The sequence below is a fragment of the Paenibacillus gorillae genome, assembly GCF_000513275.1.
Lineage (GTDB): Bacteria > Bacillota > Bacilli > Paenibacillales > Paenibacillaceae > Pristimantibacillus > Pristimantibacillus gorillae.
Map to the genome: position 1 here is coordinate 12,540 of NZ_CBVJ010000099.1, position 15,260 is coordinate 27,799.

General features: G+C 50.0%; 9 protein-coding genes. All 9 read right to left on the reverse strand.

Going from position 1 to position 15,260, the window contains the following annotated elements; all coding sequences use genetic code 11:
- Positions 1–3: 3 nt before the first annotated feature.
- The 9 genes from TY10_RS18290 to TY10_RS29015 all read right to left on the reverse strand — a co-directional run bounded on the left by TY10_RS18290 (position 4) and on the right by TY10_RS29015 (position 14,927).
- A complete protein-coding gene (locus TY10_RS18290; RefSeq protein ID WP_042166557.1) occupies positions 4–2,550 on the reverse strand; it encodes a glycoside hydrolase family 2 TIM barrel-domain containing protein in 2,547 nt (848 codons plus the stop codon).
- 721 nt (positions 2,551–3,271) lie between these two features.
- Positions 3,272–4,864: an extracellular solute-binding protein gene (locus TY10_RS18295; protein WP_042166560.1), complete on the reverse strand. Its 1,593-nt coding sequence runs from the start codon at positions 4,862–4,864 to the stop codon at positions 3,272–3,274.
- A 115-nt stretch (positions 4,865–4,979) separates the two neighbouring features.
- Complete coding sequence (locus TY10_RS18300; RefSeq protein ID WP_042166563.1) at positions 4,980–5,849, reverse strand: carbohydrate ABC transporter permease; 870 nt, start codon at positions 5,847–5,849, stop codon at positions 4,980–4,982.
- 12 nt (positions 5,850–5,861) lie between these two features.
- Positions 5,862–6,782 carry an ABC transporter permease gene (locus TY10_RS18305; protein ID WP_238327779.1) on the reverse strand — a complete coding sequence of 307 codons (921 nt, stop codon included), beginning with the start codon at positions 6,780–6,782 and terminating at the stop codon, positions 5,862–5,864.
- Between the two features lie 126 nt (positions 6,783–6,908).
- On the reverse strand, positions 6,909–8,705 hold the full coding sequence (locus tag TY10_RS18310; protein WP_042166568.1) for a cache domain-containing sensor histidine kinase: 1,797 nt from the start codon (positions 8,703–8,705) through the stop codon (positions 6,909–6,911).
- Positions 8,706–9,758: a response regulator transcription factor gene (locus tag TY10_RS18315; protein WP_042166572.1), complete on the reverse strand. Its 1,053-nt coding sequence runs from the start codon at positions 9,756–9,758 to the stop codon at positions 8,706–8,708.
- A gap of 1,351 nt (positions 9,759–11,109) precedes the next feature.
- Positions 11,110–11,670 (reverse strand): DEAD/DEAH box helicase family protein, encoded by a 561-nt coding sequence (locus tag TY10_RS18325; RefSeq protein WP_042166576.1) that lies wholly within the window; start codon positions 11,668–11,670, stop codon positions 11,110–11,112.
- A gap of 121 nt (positions 11,671–11,791) precedes the next feature.
- Entirely contained in the window at positions 11,792–12,835 is a 1,044-nt protein-coding gene (locus TY10_RS29010) for a peroxiredoxin family protein (RefSeq protein WP_155985951.1), read from the reverse strand.
- An 88-nt stretch (positions 12,836–12,923) separates the two neighbouring features.
- Positions 12,924–14,927 carry a PAS domain S-box protein gene (locus tag TY10_RS29015; protein ID WP_052350629.1) on the reverse strand — a complete coding sequence of 668 codons (2,004 nt, stop codon included), beginning with the start codon at positions 14,925–14,927 and terminating at the stop codon, positions 12,924–12,926.
- Positions 14,928–15,260: the final 333 nt, after the last annotated feature.

Genomic DNA, 15,260 nt, shown 5'->3' on the forward strand with positions numbered 1-15,260 from the left:
CGACTACTCTCCCTCTTTTTTCCCCATCGTGCGTTGATGAATGTCGCTAATCGTTGCAAATACGGTTGCCATACCCTCACAGGCTGCACTAACGACGGTGTGGGATACTTTCGCTTGAGTGTTGCTGCCCCGCTGCAATGAAGAAGCCGGGCCTCCGGCAGTAAAAAATTCCTCTACCGCAATACGAGGTGGCGGTGCTCCGTGCGGATCGATGAATAGGCTCGCCCGGCCGCTTGCAAGCTGAACCAGCCTGGAGCCGCGTACGGTTCCGAGATTGTCGAGCAGCTTGCCGTCTCCCGCTGCTCCGAACCGGATGAAGCCAGCTGCATCCGGGCAAAACACACCATGGCGGTCATACGCTTTAACCGTTGCCTCGTACAGCCCCGTTGCATCCTGACGCTCAGCCGTTAGCCGGATTTCCGCCGGCTGCCCCCAAGCCTCCGTCTGATAGTGGAACACACGCTCATCCCGGACAACAACACCGTCCTGTTCGGCAACGACGCTCATACGGTTCTCACCTTCTTTGAACACAACCTCCCAGCGTAGTCCTGCCGCCGGAAAATCATTCGAATCCCGCCGCTTCATTCCCTGACTAACGCCGTTCAAGAACAGCTCCGCTGATGCACAGTTCGAGTAAGCCTTCACAACCTTGCTCTCCCCCGCAGCTCCCCACCGCACGGGCATTGATTGCCCAGCCAGATGAATCATTGGCGCTGTCGCCCAGTACGATTGGAAGACATAATAAGCATCCTTTTTCGTCAGGTCACGCTCGACGACGCCTTTCATATTTAAATATGGAATCGGCGAATCCGGCCGAACCGGCGTTGCAAAATCTTTAAACGCCCATTGCGCCGCACCGGTTAGCCAATCCATCCGTTCCTGCGCACTTAAATACCAGTCAATCATTTCGCAGAAGTACGTCTCCGACCAATCACCATCCCGTGAAACCCGGGGCTCGCCACCAACAAGCAAATAGTCCCCGTCCCGCTCATCCGTCCTGCCTGCTCCGCCAGTTATAGAAGCAAAGCCGGTATACGGCGTCTCCACATGGCGGGTAGCCAAGTTATCCGCTCCCCACTCGGCATGGAAAAACGAACGTACGTCAGCCGCAGCTGTTTTGCAGCTTTCTTCATAATCGGTGTAAATGCCGCGGTACCAGCCCGCCCATATGGAAGGTGAATAGACATCGACGATGTCCTTGCAGAAGTCGCAGCGCCGGATAGCCGTCAGCCGCGAAGGATCCAACCGATGCGACAGCTCGTGCAGCTCCTTCATGAAAGCTCTGATTTCATTCTGATCAAAGTAATCGAAATCACATTCCCAGTCGTTTTCGTTGCCAAGACCCCATAGCACAATGGACGGGTGGTTCCGGTGCTGCGTTATCATCGCTTCCAGCATGTCTCGGCATTGCTGACGATAGCCTTCTCCCCCCAAGCCGCCGCGGCTCCACGGAATTTCCTCCCACGCTAGAATGCCTAACTCGTCGCATAGGTCGAGTACAATCCGGGATTGCTGATAATGCCCCAAGCGGATGAAGTTCACGCCCATTTCCTTGATGACTTGAAGCTCCTCACGAATCATCGCTTCGGTCATTGCTGGTCCAACTCCGGCAAAATCCTCATGCCGGTGCGTTCCCCGCAGCAGCAGCCGTTCGCCATTTAATAAGAAAGGACCATGATCGGTGAACTCGAATGTACGGAAACCAAAGCGTTCGCTATGTTCGGTTTGCCCGTGAACGCTCTCCAGAATGACTACAACTGAGTAAAGTTTAGGCGTATCCGTCGACCATCTCTCTGGATCATTTAATTCGAAATCTGCAATGCGCTGCGTTCCGGTCCAGGGCTTGGCAGGCAGTGTGGCGCGCCCCGCCTCTTTCCCTTGCGGGTTAAGAAGAACGACTGCAATAGCCAGCTCCTCTTGATGCTGAAGGGGATTGTATAAGGAAACATCGACCTGTACCTTCACCGGCCCTCTGCCTATCTTCGCCTCTTCTGGCGCTGCCGTCCATTCCGTCGTCACCTGCACTTGTCCGACCGATATGGCTGGTACATACACGAGATTCAAATAACGGTAAACGCCGCCGTAGGCATGAAAATCATTGGCATCCGACGGGATTGTCTCCAGATCGCGGCTGTTGTCACTGCAGATTGCGATCGGTACTTTGCCGGCGTAACGCTCCATTCCAGCGGCTTCCTTAGCCGCATCCGTAATATCTACTGTAAATTCATCATAGCCGCCAAGATGCGAGCCCGCTTTATTGGTATATACATACACATCCGTCCGCTGACCAGCCCCCTCGAAGTGAAGCAAGGTGCGCCCGCCCGGATAAGGATTATCGATATCCGCTTTAAGCCGGTACCAGCCTTGGCCCTGATAATACGTCCGGTTCGGGTCCATCACATCATAGGCATTGTAGCTGTGAGGAAGCTTTACTTCCTGCCACGGGACATTGTAATGATTGTTCAGCTTGTCGCTGCGCCATACTTCCCAGACGCCGCCAAGGCTGCCGGTATAGTGCTGCCATCCGTCTATGAGCCGCTGTTTGTGCATGCTGTTGTTCTCCTATCTTTTGTCTAGTAAAAAAAGTTTCGCTGCGCGTTTTGGTTCATGCTGCCATTCTTGATTTCATTGCCCCATCGCTTTTCCGATGTAAATGGATAAAATCTGCAAAAAGTCATCCTCGCGAATGCTCTTCAACTGTCGAGAAAAGAGTTTCGCTGCGCGTTTTGGTTCATGCTGCCATTCTTGATTTCATTACCCATCGCTTTACCGATGTAAATGGATAAAATCTGCAAAAAGTCATCCTGAACTCAAAACGCTCCACTCCACTCCCATTCAACCATCACTATCATCATTTCATTGCTCTCGCATCACTTTCATGTCTGCGAATAGTCTGCTGTGGGCCAGCTGCAACGAAACAAAATGTAAAAGTGCAGGTTGTCAGCCCTTTTTTCGGCGAATTACCGCCTCAAAATGCAAATATACAGTTTGATTGGCCTAAAACGGCCCAATTGAGCGAAAAACAGTGATTTCAAATGTACTTTTGCATTTTGATCGCGATTTTGGAGCTTTTGGGCTCCATCAGCCTGCACTTTTACATTTTGTTGTCCATGTACCGCGTGGATACCACATCCAGAACCCTCCACACTTCCCGAAAATGTGAGAGCGTCCTCGCGGACGCTCTTTGGCTTGCTATCACATCATTCGTGGCGCTTATGTCATCGTACTGGTACTCGTACTGTTAAGCACCAACCCAACTTACTTGATCTGCTTATTGCACGTTAGCGCCGGGACCAATTTCTACGCCCTCTTTTTTGTTAAAACGCTCTGTTGCTTCTTTAATAATGTCGTTGCCGCCGTTCGCTTTCCACTCCTCGATAACCTTTGGCCAATCGGAAATGTTCTCTTTGCCGTAGATCATCTTGATCATGTGATCCAGGATGAACTTGGAAGGCTCATCGAATTTTGGAGCCAGATCCGGGTATTGCGTATAGCTTTTCAGCTCTGGAGCGAAGGAGAAGCCTCCGCGTCCTTCGTGCGGCAGAATCGATTCGAAGCTTTTCAGCATTTCTTCGCCTTTTGGCTCCATTGGAAGCTTTTCTGCGTTGTAGGCACCGTCTTTAATGAGCCACAGCCAGTCGCGGCGCTGCTCGGAGAAGCGCTCTTCCTCACTCTCAGGAAGCTTGTAATTGATTTTGTCGCCTTCTTTTGTATAGTTCTCGCCTTCGATACCGAAGGAGAAGAACGTTGCCGCTTCTTCCGTCACCATGTAATCGAAGAACTTCACGATCGCTTCTGCCTTTTCCTTGCTCAGCTTCGCATTGAGATAAGCCTGCTCCAGCGTGCTGTTGTAGAGCATCATGCCGCCTTTGCCATCCGGACCTGTCGGCGATGCAATCATGGCAAGCTTGCCCTCTGGCACGGCATTTTTCAATTCCGCTTCGTAGATGCCGAGCTGGTTCGCATTGGCGTTGTAAATGCCGATTTTGCCGGAGTCGCGGCCCTTCGTCCACATTGCGCCTGTAATCGTCGCGAAATCCTTCGCCATTAAGCCTTCGTCGTACATCGCTTTGTAGACGCCAAGTGCTTTCATCATATTCTCGCTATCGAAAAACTTCGGAACAATCAGATCGCCTTGTTTTTCATACATCGTGCTGTAAGGGAGGACGTCATAAGCGCCCAGGATAAAGTCTGCATACTTGAAGTTCTCACGGAAGCCAAATGGCTGCTCAACGCCCAGCTTCTTGAACTCGCGGAGCATCGGAAGCAGATCGTCGATCGTTTTAGGTGCCTCCATTCCCGCTTTCTCCAGCAGATCAGCACGTATAAACGTTGCACGGCGTGACTGCACGCTCAAATATTGCGGAATGGAGTAGATTTTGCCGTCATACGTAACGGAATCCCAAGCTTCCTTCGGAATCGAGTTCAGCAGGTTTTGACCGTGTGTCTTGAGGATATCGTCCAGCGGCATAAATACGCCCGCATCCACCGCATCCTTCATCGCATTGCTGGATGGCGTCGTGTTGCCGACCAAGACATCCGGCACATCGCCGCCCGCGAACATCAGCGAAACCTTTTGACCAAAATCTTTATGCGGAATCAACGTGATGTTCAAATCGGTATTCGTCCGTTTCTCCAGCTCCAGAACCCATTTGTCTTTATTTAAGTCTTCGACGGACTCGATCGCTTTCATCGCGAGCGTGCCTTTAGCCATCGTGAACTTGGTCGGCGCGGCAGTAGTCTCTTTTCCGCTACCCTTGTCCGTACCCGTATTCGAATTTTTCGCTTTCTCTCCATCTCCGCAAGCCGCCAGCAAGCCAGCGAGAAGTATTACGCATAATAAGCTGAGCATACTTTTCTTCATGCCTAGATCCCCTCTCATTTTGTAATAGCGCTTACATTTTACAATTACTACCTTATCACGGGATAAAAACCGTTCACATGGTCTCATTTATGGCGCAATGGTTTTTTTTACGCTATTACGATTTGACGGAACCAACCATCATTCCCTTTGTAAAATACTTTTGCAGGAACGGGTAGACGATCATAATCGGGATGGTGGCAATTATGACTACCGCCATTTTGATCCCTTCGGGAGAAGACATCAGTGCATCCTCGGCAGGCACATTGATCGATGAGCTATCCGTAATGATGAACTCCCGCAACCTCACTTGCAGCGGATAAAGCATCCGGTCGTTGATAAAATAGAGTGCATTCGCATAACTGTTCCAATGCCCTACGGAGTAGAAAATCCCCAGCGTCGCCATCACCGGCTTAGACAGTGGCAATATGATGTTCCACAGTATCCGCATCTCGCCGCAGCCGTCGATTCGTGATGCGTCGATGAGCTCATTCGGCAGCCCCATGAAGAACGAACGCATAACAAACAGGTTAAACGCACTAATTGCGCCAGGAATCATCAATGACCATAACGTATCGTGAAGCCCCAGTCCTCTAACGAGCAAATAGTTCGGAATAAGCGGTGCCGTGAAAATAAGCGTTAGCAGCACCATAATCAGTACCGGCTTACGGTACACATATTCAGAACGCGATAGCGGATAAGCCAGCGACGAGGTCATCGCCAAGTTAATAAACGTACCAACCACCGTCACGATCACGCTCACTCCGAAGGAGCGCCAGATCAGCTTTTCGCCAATAACCGCTTTATAGTTGGTAAGGGTAAGATCGACCGGCCACAGATACACTTTACCGCTGTTAATGGCTGCGTTGCTGCTGAAGGATTGCGCCAGGACATGCAGAATCGGCAGGATCATACTCAAGCCTAATACGATCAGAAAAATATAGTTAAACACGATAAACCAACGTTGAGCGGTGCTTGTTCTTACCATGGGCTCTCCTCCTTAATATAATCCTTCTCCGGTCATCTTCTTGCTCAGCGTATTGCCCGTCATGATCAGGACAAGCCCCACTACCGATTTGAATAGACCGATGGCTGTCGTATAGCTGTATTGCCGGTCAAGAAGGCCCACGGTATAGATGTACGTATCCAGAATCTCGCCTTTGCCGGAGTTAAGCGTATTCAAAAAGATCGAGACCCTCTCAAAGCCAAAGTCCATGAAATGACCGATTTGCAGCAAAAACAGGATCGTGATTGTCGGCATCAGCGCCGGCAGTGTAATGGACAGCGTCTGCTTCCAGCGCCCCGCCCCATCGATCTCGGAAGCTTCATACAGCTCCGGATTAATGCTCGTCAGCGCAGCAAGGTAAATAATCGTACCCCAGCCTGCATCCTTCCATACGCCGGAGCTGACCAGAATGGTACGGATGTACGATTCCTCGCCCATAAAGTAGATCGGCTCAAAGCCCATCGACGTAATGATATTGTTCACAATGCCGCTCCGCGGCGACAAAATCTCAATTGCGATACCGCCAATTACGACCCAAGACAGAAAGTGCGGCATATAAAAGACGGTCTGCAGCACCCGTTTGAAAAGCACCTTGCGGATCTCATTGAGCAGTAGTGCGAGTATAATCGGTACGGGAAACGAGATAGCCAAGCTGTAAAAGGCAAGCAGCAGCGTATTTTTCAATATCCGTAAAAAGTCGGTGTACTGGAACATTTTCTGAAAATGCTCAAGCCCAACCCATGGACTGCCAAGATAGCCCTTGAAAATATTGTAGTCCTGGAAAGCCATAACCGAGCCGAACAGCGGCACGTATTTGAATAGCAAAAAATAAAGAATGCCGGGAATTGATATAAAATACAGCGCCTTATACTTATTCAGATAGGCCCATCGTTCCCTGCCCGTTCGAAATCGCATCGGGCCGATTTCCGCTTCGATATTGCTTTTCGCCATGGGAGTCAACTCCTTGCATAGTTTGTACGACAATCGTACACTATGGCGCTGAGCGCTACGATGGCGTGATTTTTGACGGTATGGCTTTTTTTACGATTTGGGCATGTTCATCCGCATAACCGTTCCTTCGCCCAGCTTGCTCTCAATTTCAAGGCCGTATTGATCGCCGAATACGAGCTGAATACGACGGTGGATGTTGAGCACCCCGATTCCGCCTTTGCCCTCCGCTTCCGTCAGGCGTTTCGTCTCCAGCCTGTTTCTTAATTGCAGCAGCGCGGCTTCGCTCATACCCGAACCGTTATCGATGACGGATACGACAAAGTAGCGATCCGTCTCGGTCGCTTGAATCCGAATCCGGTGGCCGTCCTCCAGCCCTTCGAAAAAGGCATGCTGAAAAATGTTTTCGATCAGCGGCTGCAGCGTAAGCCGGACCATTTTTTTCAACAGGAAATCCGATGGAATCTCAACTTCAATCTCGAAATCCTTGCCGTACCGATGCTTGAGGATCGCCATATAATTGAGTACATGCTTCAGCTCATTAACGACCGTAATTTCCTCCAGACTCGTCTGCACGGCGTACCGCAGCATATGGGCCATGCTTTTCACAATTTCGGACACCTCATCGGAATCCTGAACAGCCGGAAAACAGACGATCGTCTCCAGCGTGTTATAGAGAAAATGAGGATTGATCTGCAATTGCAGCGCCTGCAGCTCGGCCTTCTGACGCTCCAGCTCCGCTTCCCGCTTCGTATTCTCGGCCGTATAGACCTGTTCGATCAGCTCAGACAGCTTGTTCACCATGGAGTTGTAGCTGACGATAAGCTCATCCACTTCATCCTGCGTGCCGTTGAGCGGAATCCGGTTCCAGTCGCCTTTCTCCGCCTGCTTCATACCCCTTCTCAGCTTGCGGATAGGACTCGTAATGGAATGCCCGAACTGATATGCAAGCAGCAGCGCCAGCACCAGTGTAATCGAGCCGATCCAGAAAATATTCGTACGAATGCCGATGATCGGCTCGCGCAAATCCTTCATCGGAATCGAAATTTGCAAATTCCAATCCGTATAAGACGAGTGGCGGGCAATCGTGAACCGGTCCTCGCCGTCTTCTTTACCGATGAATGACTCGGTTTTCCCGTCGGTCATGCCTCTTCTTTCGCCAGCTGACAGCTGTTGTCCGATTTTGCTGGGATCGGTGTGGTAGACGATTTTACCGTCTTTATCCTCGATGTGAAAATACCCCCGCGGCCCCAAGTCGATGCCCTGCCAAAGAGCCGACAAATCGGTGCTGCGCACTTCAATCGCGAGCACGCCTTTATAGGTCAACGACCGCAGCCCTCTGACTTTGCGAGCGAGCGTAATCGTCTGCCCCTCCTGACCCGGGCTGATGCTGGCATTGAGGATCATAATTTGGCCGTTATCCGGAACGTCTGCGAACAGCTTGTCCACATAAGCCTTGGCCTTCGGACTCGTAAAATCAAGGGAAGCGCCGTTGTTGACGCTAACCGTCCGCCCGTCTTGGCCAACGACGTACAGGGCCATCACTTCCGGATGGCGGATCATAATCGGCTCCATCGCATTCGTTTTGATGGTGGAGGTGTAATAATATTTTTCATAATACTTGTCGGGTTCGATTTCCAGAAACGATTTAATATCGGAATTAGACAACAGAGATAAGGTAGAATTCTCGTAATTGTGGATGTATTGCTCCAGATGATAGGATGCAATGTTGACGACCTGCGCCATGTTCGCCTCCGCTTGGGCACGCAGTTTTTCCGTCGCTCCATAGTACGTGTACAGACCAAGCGCGGCGAGCGGAACGAAAATGACGATGATGAAATACGTATACAGCCGTACAAAAAGCCCCTTCCGCCGCTTATGCCCCGCCATCTATTTAATCCCCAGACTACTGCGGTATTCGGTCGGCGTAATGCCTTTGACTTTGCGGAACGTCTTGGCAAAATGTGAATAATCCTCGTAGCCGATCTCGTGGGCGACGTCCACAATCCGGTAATGCGGCAATGCGAGCAACTGCTCGGCGAATTCAATTCTTTTGGCAATGCGGTAATTAATGAAGGTTACGCCGGTCGTTTTTTTGAAGTAGAGGCTAAAATAGTTCGGAGTGAGTCCGACAAGATTGGCGACCTCCTCCAACGTTACTTCCCTCGCAATGTTCTGTTCGATATAGGCTTTAACCTCGGACATCATGTCCTTGAAGCCGTCTCTTCGCAAGGCAAGCTCGTTCGTTACGGCGTGGATCTTGCGGCGGAACTGTTCTTGAATGCCGCTGAATCCATAATTGTTGTTGGACTCGCCGGTGCTGGATTCCGAGGTTCGGGCACTTGCGGGCGATGCCTCCGAATGATTGTGGCCCTTCGCTTGAAGCCGATCGAGTACCGCTTGGAAGGAATCATTCAGCAGCTCTCTGAGCTGATTTGGCTGGTCGGTTCGTTCCGCGCAATAACGCAGCCATTCGTCCAGGCATTGATCCAGCTCGGCGATCCGAAGCTGCCAAATATGCTCCGTGATCTCGTCAAGCCACTGCTTGGATTGCGTTGGCGTTACGACGCCCTTTTCCATCGCGGGCAGTATCCGGTCCAGCATTTCATGGATGTCCGCCTTCACCACGGGCTTGAGCATATACTCCTTCACCCCATAAGCTACGCATTGCTTCGCATACTCAAATTCGGCAAAACCGGAGATTACGACTACACGGATATATGGGTATAGAGACTGTATGCGCTTACAAAGCTCCAAGCCGTCCATCTTCGGCATACGGATATCGGTAATCAATATATTGGGAGGATACTCGACGATTCGGGCTAGCGCCTCCTCGCCATTTTCCGCTACGCGCACACTCGTGAACGGCTTGCTGTAAGTGGTCATCATATGCTTCAGGCCATTTCGAATAATCATTTCATCGTCGACGATCAAAATATGCATTCTTCTGCCCCCTCTAGAAAAGACTCCCTCTATAATAGCTCAGGTTGCATCCAGTTCCTATATGCGATTCCGATAATTGGATTGATAAAATGAACCTTTGGGGGAGTGGGGGCGTTTGGTTACCTGTCTAGAGTGAAGTTTTTTCGCTATTTGCGAAGGTGAGTTCGTTCGGCGCACGCCGGCGGTCAAACCTCGAATTCGCTCGGCGCACGGGGCGCGCAAAATAGCGAAGCTGCTTCGCTATTTTGCGAAGGCAAGTTCGCTCGGCACGAGGGAATTTGCCGGCTTATCGCCTACAACGAAGCTAGCTTCGCTATTCGAGAACCTAGGTTCACGGTTAGCGAAATTCAGTTCGCTGTTGCCGTAGCTCAAGCTGCACGCGGACTCTACAGCAAAATAGAGTTCGCTGTTTTGCGAACCTGCTTCGCTAATGCACCAACACAATGTTACTTTTGACTGCTGCCTAACTTTTTACGAAGCACCTTCGCTAATAGCGAAGGTGAGTTCGTTCGGCATAGGATAGCGGTTTGGCCATTGATCTACAGCGAAACTTTTTCGCTATAAGCGAAGCTAGATTCGTTCGGCAAGAAGTATTCACTCAGCCGCCTGCCTACAGCGAATCTAATTTCGCTATTTGCGAAGGTGAGTTCGTTCGACGCGCCATGCTCGTCATATTGCGAAGCAGCTTCGCTATTTTGCGAAGACAAGTTCGCTCGGCATAGGGTAACTGCTCGGCTGATCGCCTACTACGAAGCTAGCTTCGCTATTCGAGAACCTAGGTTCACGGTTAGCGAAATTCAGTTCGCTGTTGCCGTAGAACAAGCTGCGCGCGGACTCTATAGCGAAATTGGGTTCGCTGTTTTGCGAACCTGCTTCGCTAATGCCAAACAAAATGTTACTTTTCCAACATGTACCAGTTTTTACTTAACACCTTCGCTATTAGCGAAGGTGAGTACATTGAGCAAGGGTAGACGTTCGAAAAGCAGCGCCAAAGTTACAACGTTGACGTTCCTGCTGCACGCTAGACGCACGGCAACACTGTGCGAAAAGCAAAAGAAGAAATGTGTTCGTGACGGGCGATTACCAGGAGGCAGATTTGCAACGGATTAGCTCGTTTAGGAGATGAAGTGCAACAGCTATGCCGGAGCGTTTGCAACAACCGAGCAACAACTATACTGGAGCGTTAGCGACAGTTGAGCAACAGCTATGCTGGAGCGTTAGCGACAGTTGAGCACAACTATGCTGGATCATTAGCGACAGTTGAGCACAGCTATGCTGGAGCGTTCGCTACAGTCGAGCCAAGCAACAAAAAAGGTTCGCTAGTTTTACCCAGCGAACCCGAACCTAACGCCTATAACTTGAAATGCTCCTTGATCCGTCTAGCTACTTCTTCAGGATCGGTCTCCGTATTGTTGATACGTAGATAATGTTCCTTCTGGATCTCTCCCTCATGGGAGTTCAGCCGAAGGTTCTCCATTGTACGAATCAGCTCTTGCTCGGATTTCTCCACATTGCGTTTGGTCGGCTTATGCTCCAGACGGTGCGGGCTTTTGTTACGCACGAGCCTTTCCTGCAAGTCCGCCTCCAGCTCCACATAATAAACGGTGCCGCCCTGTGATTCAAAAATTTCGCTGACATGGCGAATGTATTCCCAATCTCCGGGCAAATCAAAACCCCACACATAGGTGAAAATCAATCCTGCCAAGTCGCTCTTCGCTACTTCCTGGAATATTTCCTCGCGAAATAAACCGACCAATCGGTTGCCTTGCGGACTTCCATAGTTAAAGTACGGGCTGACCAGTTCAATCGTCATATGGTTATGAAACAGCTTCAAGTCCGTTATTTGCTCCAATTGCTGTCCTACCGTCATTTTACCGACGGCTTGCGGTCCAAATACAATTACTAGCTTCACGATATCCCCTCCTCGTATTCTCAACTCTTCAATCAACTTCATTTTTTATCCAATATTACTAGAATTACTATAAAAATCAAGAAAAAAAAGAGGAGCGAATCGCCCCTCCAGCTTACCCTGGTTATCCCAGCACATCCTTCAGACGCCGCTCCATTCCGGCAAAATCAACCGCGCCCAGCATTCGGTCGCGGATAATCCCTTCACTGTCAACAACGAACGTGGTAGGGAAGCTGCGCACGCGGTACTGTGACATGACAGTCCCTTTTTCGTCCAGCACAACAGGAAATGTCAGGCCGCGTTCTTCAACGAAAGACGAAACGTTGTGGCCGCTCTTCTCAGTAGACGTCATATTGACAGATAGGACTACAACATCCTGATCGCGGTAAGCGGAATACAGCTTTTCCATATGCGGCATTTCGACTTTGCAGGGTGGGCACCAAGAGGCCCAGAAGTTTACGAATACGGTTTTGCCGCGATAATCCGAGAGGCTAATCTCACTGCCATCCAGCGCCACCAGCTTAAAGTCGGGCGCCTGCTGCCCTTTGTTCAATCCAACCTCCACCATACCTGCCCCTGCCGGCAGCTCTGCAGAGCTGCCGCCATAATCGACCAGCAAAATAGCCGCAAGAGCAGCAGCAGCCAACACACTATTTGCCCCCAGCCTTTTCCATTCGATACCCCTTGCCGATCTGATTTGTATTACAAACATGAAAGCGGACACCGCGGTCGACAATACATATTTCCACACATCCGCTGACGTATCCGCCAGCAGGCTTTGCACCGACAGCCATACTGTAATCCAGCCATACAGCATCACACTTAACCATACGATAACCGCTTTGATTCCGGCATTTGTTCTTAAGCCTTTGTACAAAAGGAAACCGCAAGAGACAAGGGTAGCAAGCCATCCCCCAACAATCCCGCCGCTGAAATAAATGAACGAACGAGGATCCTCGAGCACTGTCGCAGGATCAACTATAATAAGGCTTGCTTTCCAAATGAAAATCCACAGCAGCACGGCGTTCATGGCATCTGATACGAATCCGGCCTGCATTTGGCCCTTTTTCGCTTTTAACCACAGCCCCGCAACGCCTGCTATACCGCAAAGAATGTAGACGACAATTTCCAAATTCAATACGAAAGTTCCAAGTTGTACCGTATACACGCCTCTTGCCCACACTCCCCTCTTCCCCGTTCCTATTGCAGCGAATAGGAAGCTTCTTGTTACCTAGTCTATCATTTTCAAAGGAGGTTCAGCTATAAATGCGGTACATATTTTTCCCATCTGATTTTGCTTGATAAAGGGCAGTATCTGCTTTTTTCAACAACGTCTGAAGTTTATCATCCTCTTGATAAAAGGCAACCCCGATGCTCGACGTCGACACAAAATGATGCTCCATCACAAGCCAAGGCTGCTGCAATGACGAAAGAATCTTCTCGGCAATTCCTTCTGCTTCGGTAACGCTATCCAAATTAGGAAGGGCAATGACAAATTCATCGCCGCCCATTCTTGCCACCCGATCAATGTCCCTCAAGCATGACTTCACGCGCTGAGCAAGCTGCCGGAGCAGCTCATCCCCCGCGTCATGTCCAAAGTTGTCGTTAATTTCCTTGAAGCCGTCCAAGTCAATATACATGACGGCGAGCAGCCGCTTGCTATGTTTGGCTTCCAGCATCGCCTGATCCAGCAGAGCGTGGAATAATCTTCGGTTCGGGAGCTCGGTCAGATGATCATGATAGCTCAAATGCTCCAGATGCTCCTCGTATTTTTTCCGCTCCGTTATCTCGCGGCCGACAAGCATCATGTTTGCATAGGTACCTTCTGCATCAAACATCGGCGTCCCAATCAACTCTACCCACACGTCATAGCCCAATCTATGCCGCCGATGAATTTCGCAGGAAAACGGCCGTTGAGTGATCGCCATATTTACAAATACTTCGCGGAAAGCGACATCCACCTCTCCATTCGGCTGATAAAAGACCCCATTTCCGACATACTCACTCGGGTCATAGCCAAGTACTGTATTATGAGATGGCGAAGCGTACGTCACAATGCCGTCCAATTGAACCAGCTGAATGAGATCAAGCGAATTATCCGCAAGCATCCGGTACCGTTTCTCACTTTCTTTTAGCGCGGCCTCCACTTTGCTTCTTTGCGTAATATCCCGAAACATCGTTAAAATCGCCGGCTGGCCCTCATGCGTAATCGATATGCTGTTCGTATCGATAAAGATCGTCTGCCCGTCCCGGCGCATGACCTCAATCGCCATGTAGGGAAGAAGATTCCCCTTCTTCAGCTCATTCACCCTCTGCCGAATCATTTCATGCTGCTCCTCAGGGATGAAGGAATATAAGCTGACGCCCTGCGGGTTAAATTCCTTCGAATAATTCATTGCCGAGAGATTGGCATATAGAACCTCACCCTCACGATGAACCATGATGCCCTCGGGAGAAAGCTCGACAAGCTTGCGGTACCGCTCCTCGCTCTCCTTCCACGACCGTTCCAGCTTGTTCTGCACCGAAATATCTTTGGTCATGCCTACAATGCCAATAATTTCACCATTCTCGTTGCGCAGCGGGGAAAAGCTTGAGCTCACTTCGATGCATGTACCGTCTTTTTTCAGACCGATCGTCTCAAACCCCCGGCAGCACTCTCCCCTTCTACCCTGCTCTACCCGCTCCTGATGCCTCGTTTCAAAAGCTTGCGGGATAATCGGCAGCGGCTTGCCGATCATTTCGTCCCGCTTCCATCCGTAAGTCTCCTCGAAAGCGGCGTTAATATCGGCCACATGACCGTCCAAATCCAATATAAACATGGCTGCAGAGGTCGAATGGAATACCGCCTTCAAGCGCTCCTCCCTTTCTACCTGTGCAGCCCTTTCCTTGTTGGACTCCGTTATATCTTGAATCAGGCAAAAAATGCCGTACAAATCTCCCTCATTAACAAGCGGAATCGCCGTTACGTGAATATCAAGCCGGGTGCCATTTTTATGACAGGCGCTGGCTTCATAGCTGGAAGATGTTCCTTCGATTAATGTTTCGAGATGGCGGCGAACAGTGCCCCTATGCTCCGGAACGATGAAATCCATATAATCATTCATAGGAAATCCCTTGTGGGTATACCCGAACAATTCGCATGCCGCATGATTGACTTCCCTTATCTGACCGTTCTTGGATAGAACCAGAACAGCGAAAGGATTAAGCTCTACGATTGATTGATGAAATGACGCGGACGCCTCATGAGATAACGTACTCATTTATGTAATATTTTCCTCCCCGGAAATTATCTATGTTGCGAAAAGCTAGATTCCCTGATAGAAACCGCTGCTTACAGCTTTTCATTTTACCTTTCTTTTGTCATAATCGACAGTAGAATTAGTAAAATTCTACAGTTTTACTGGAAGAAAAAGTGTAAAATTCAAAGGAAACCTGACTAATTTCCAGCAACCCACCAGATTACTCTCTAAAAATGTCTGCCTTTTTATCAGATAAGCATCTTTGACCTTGGCAGCGCTCGCGTGTATTGTATAGGGGAAGCCGGTCAGGATGGATGGTTGAGCCGGAATAATATGCTAGAGAGAATAGGAGCT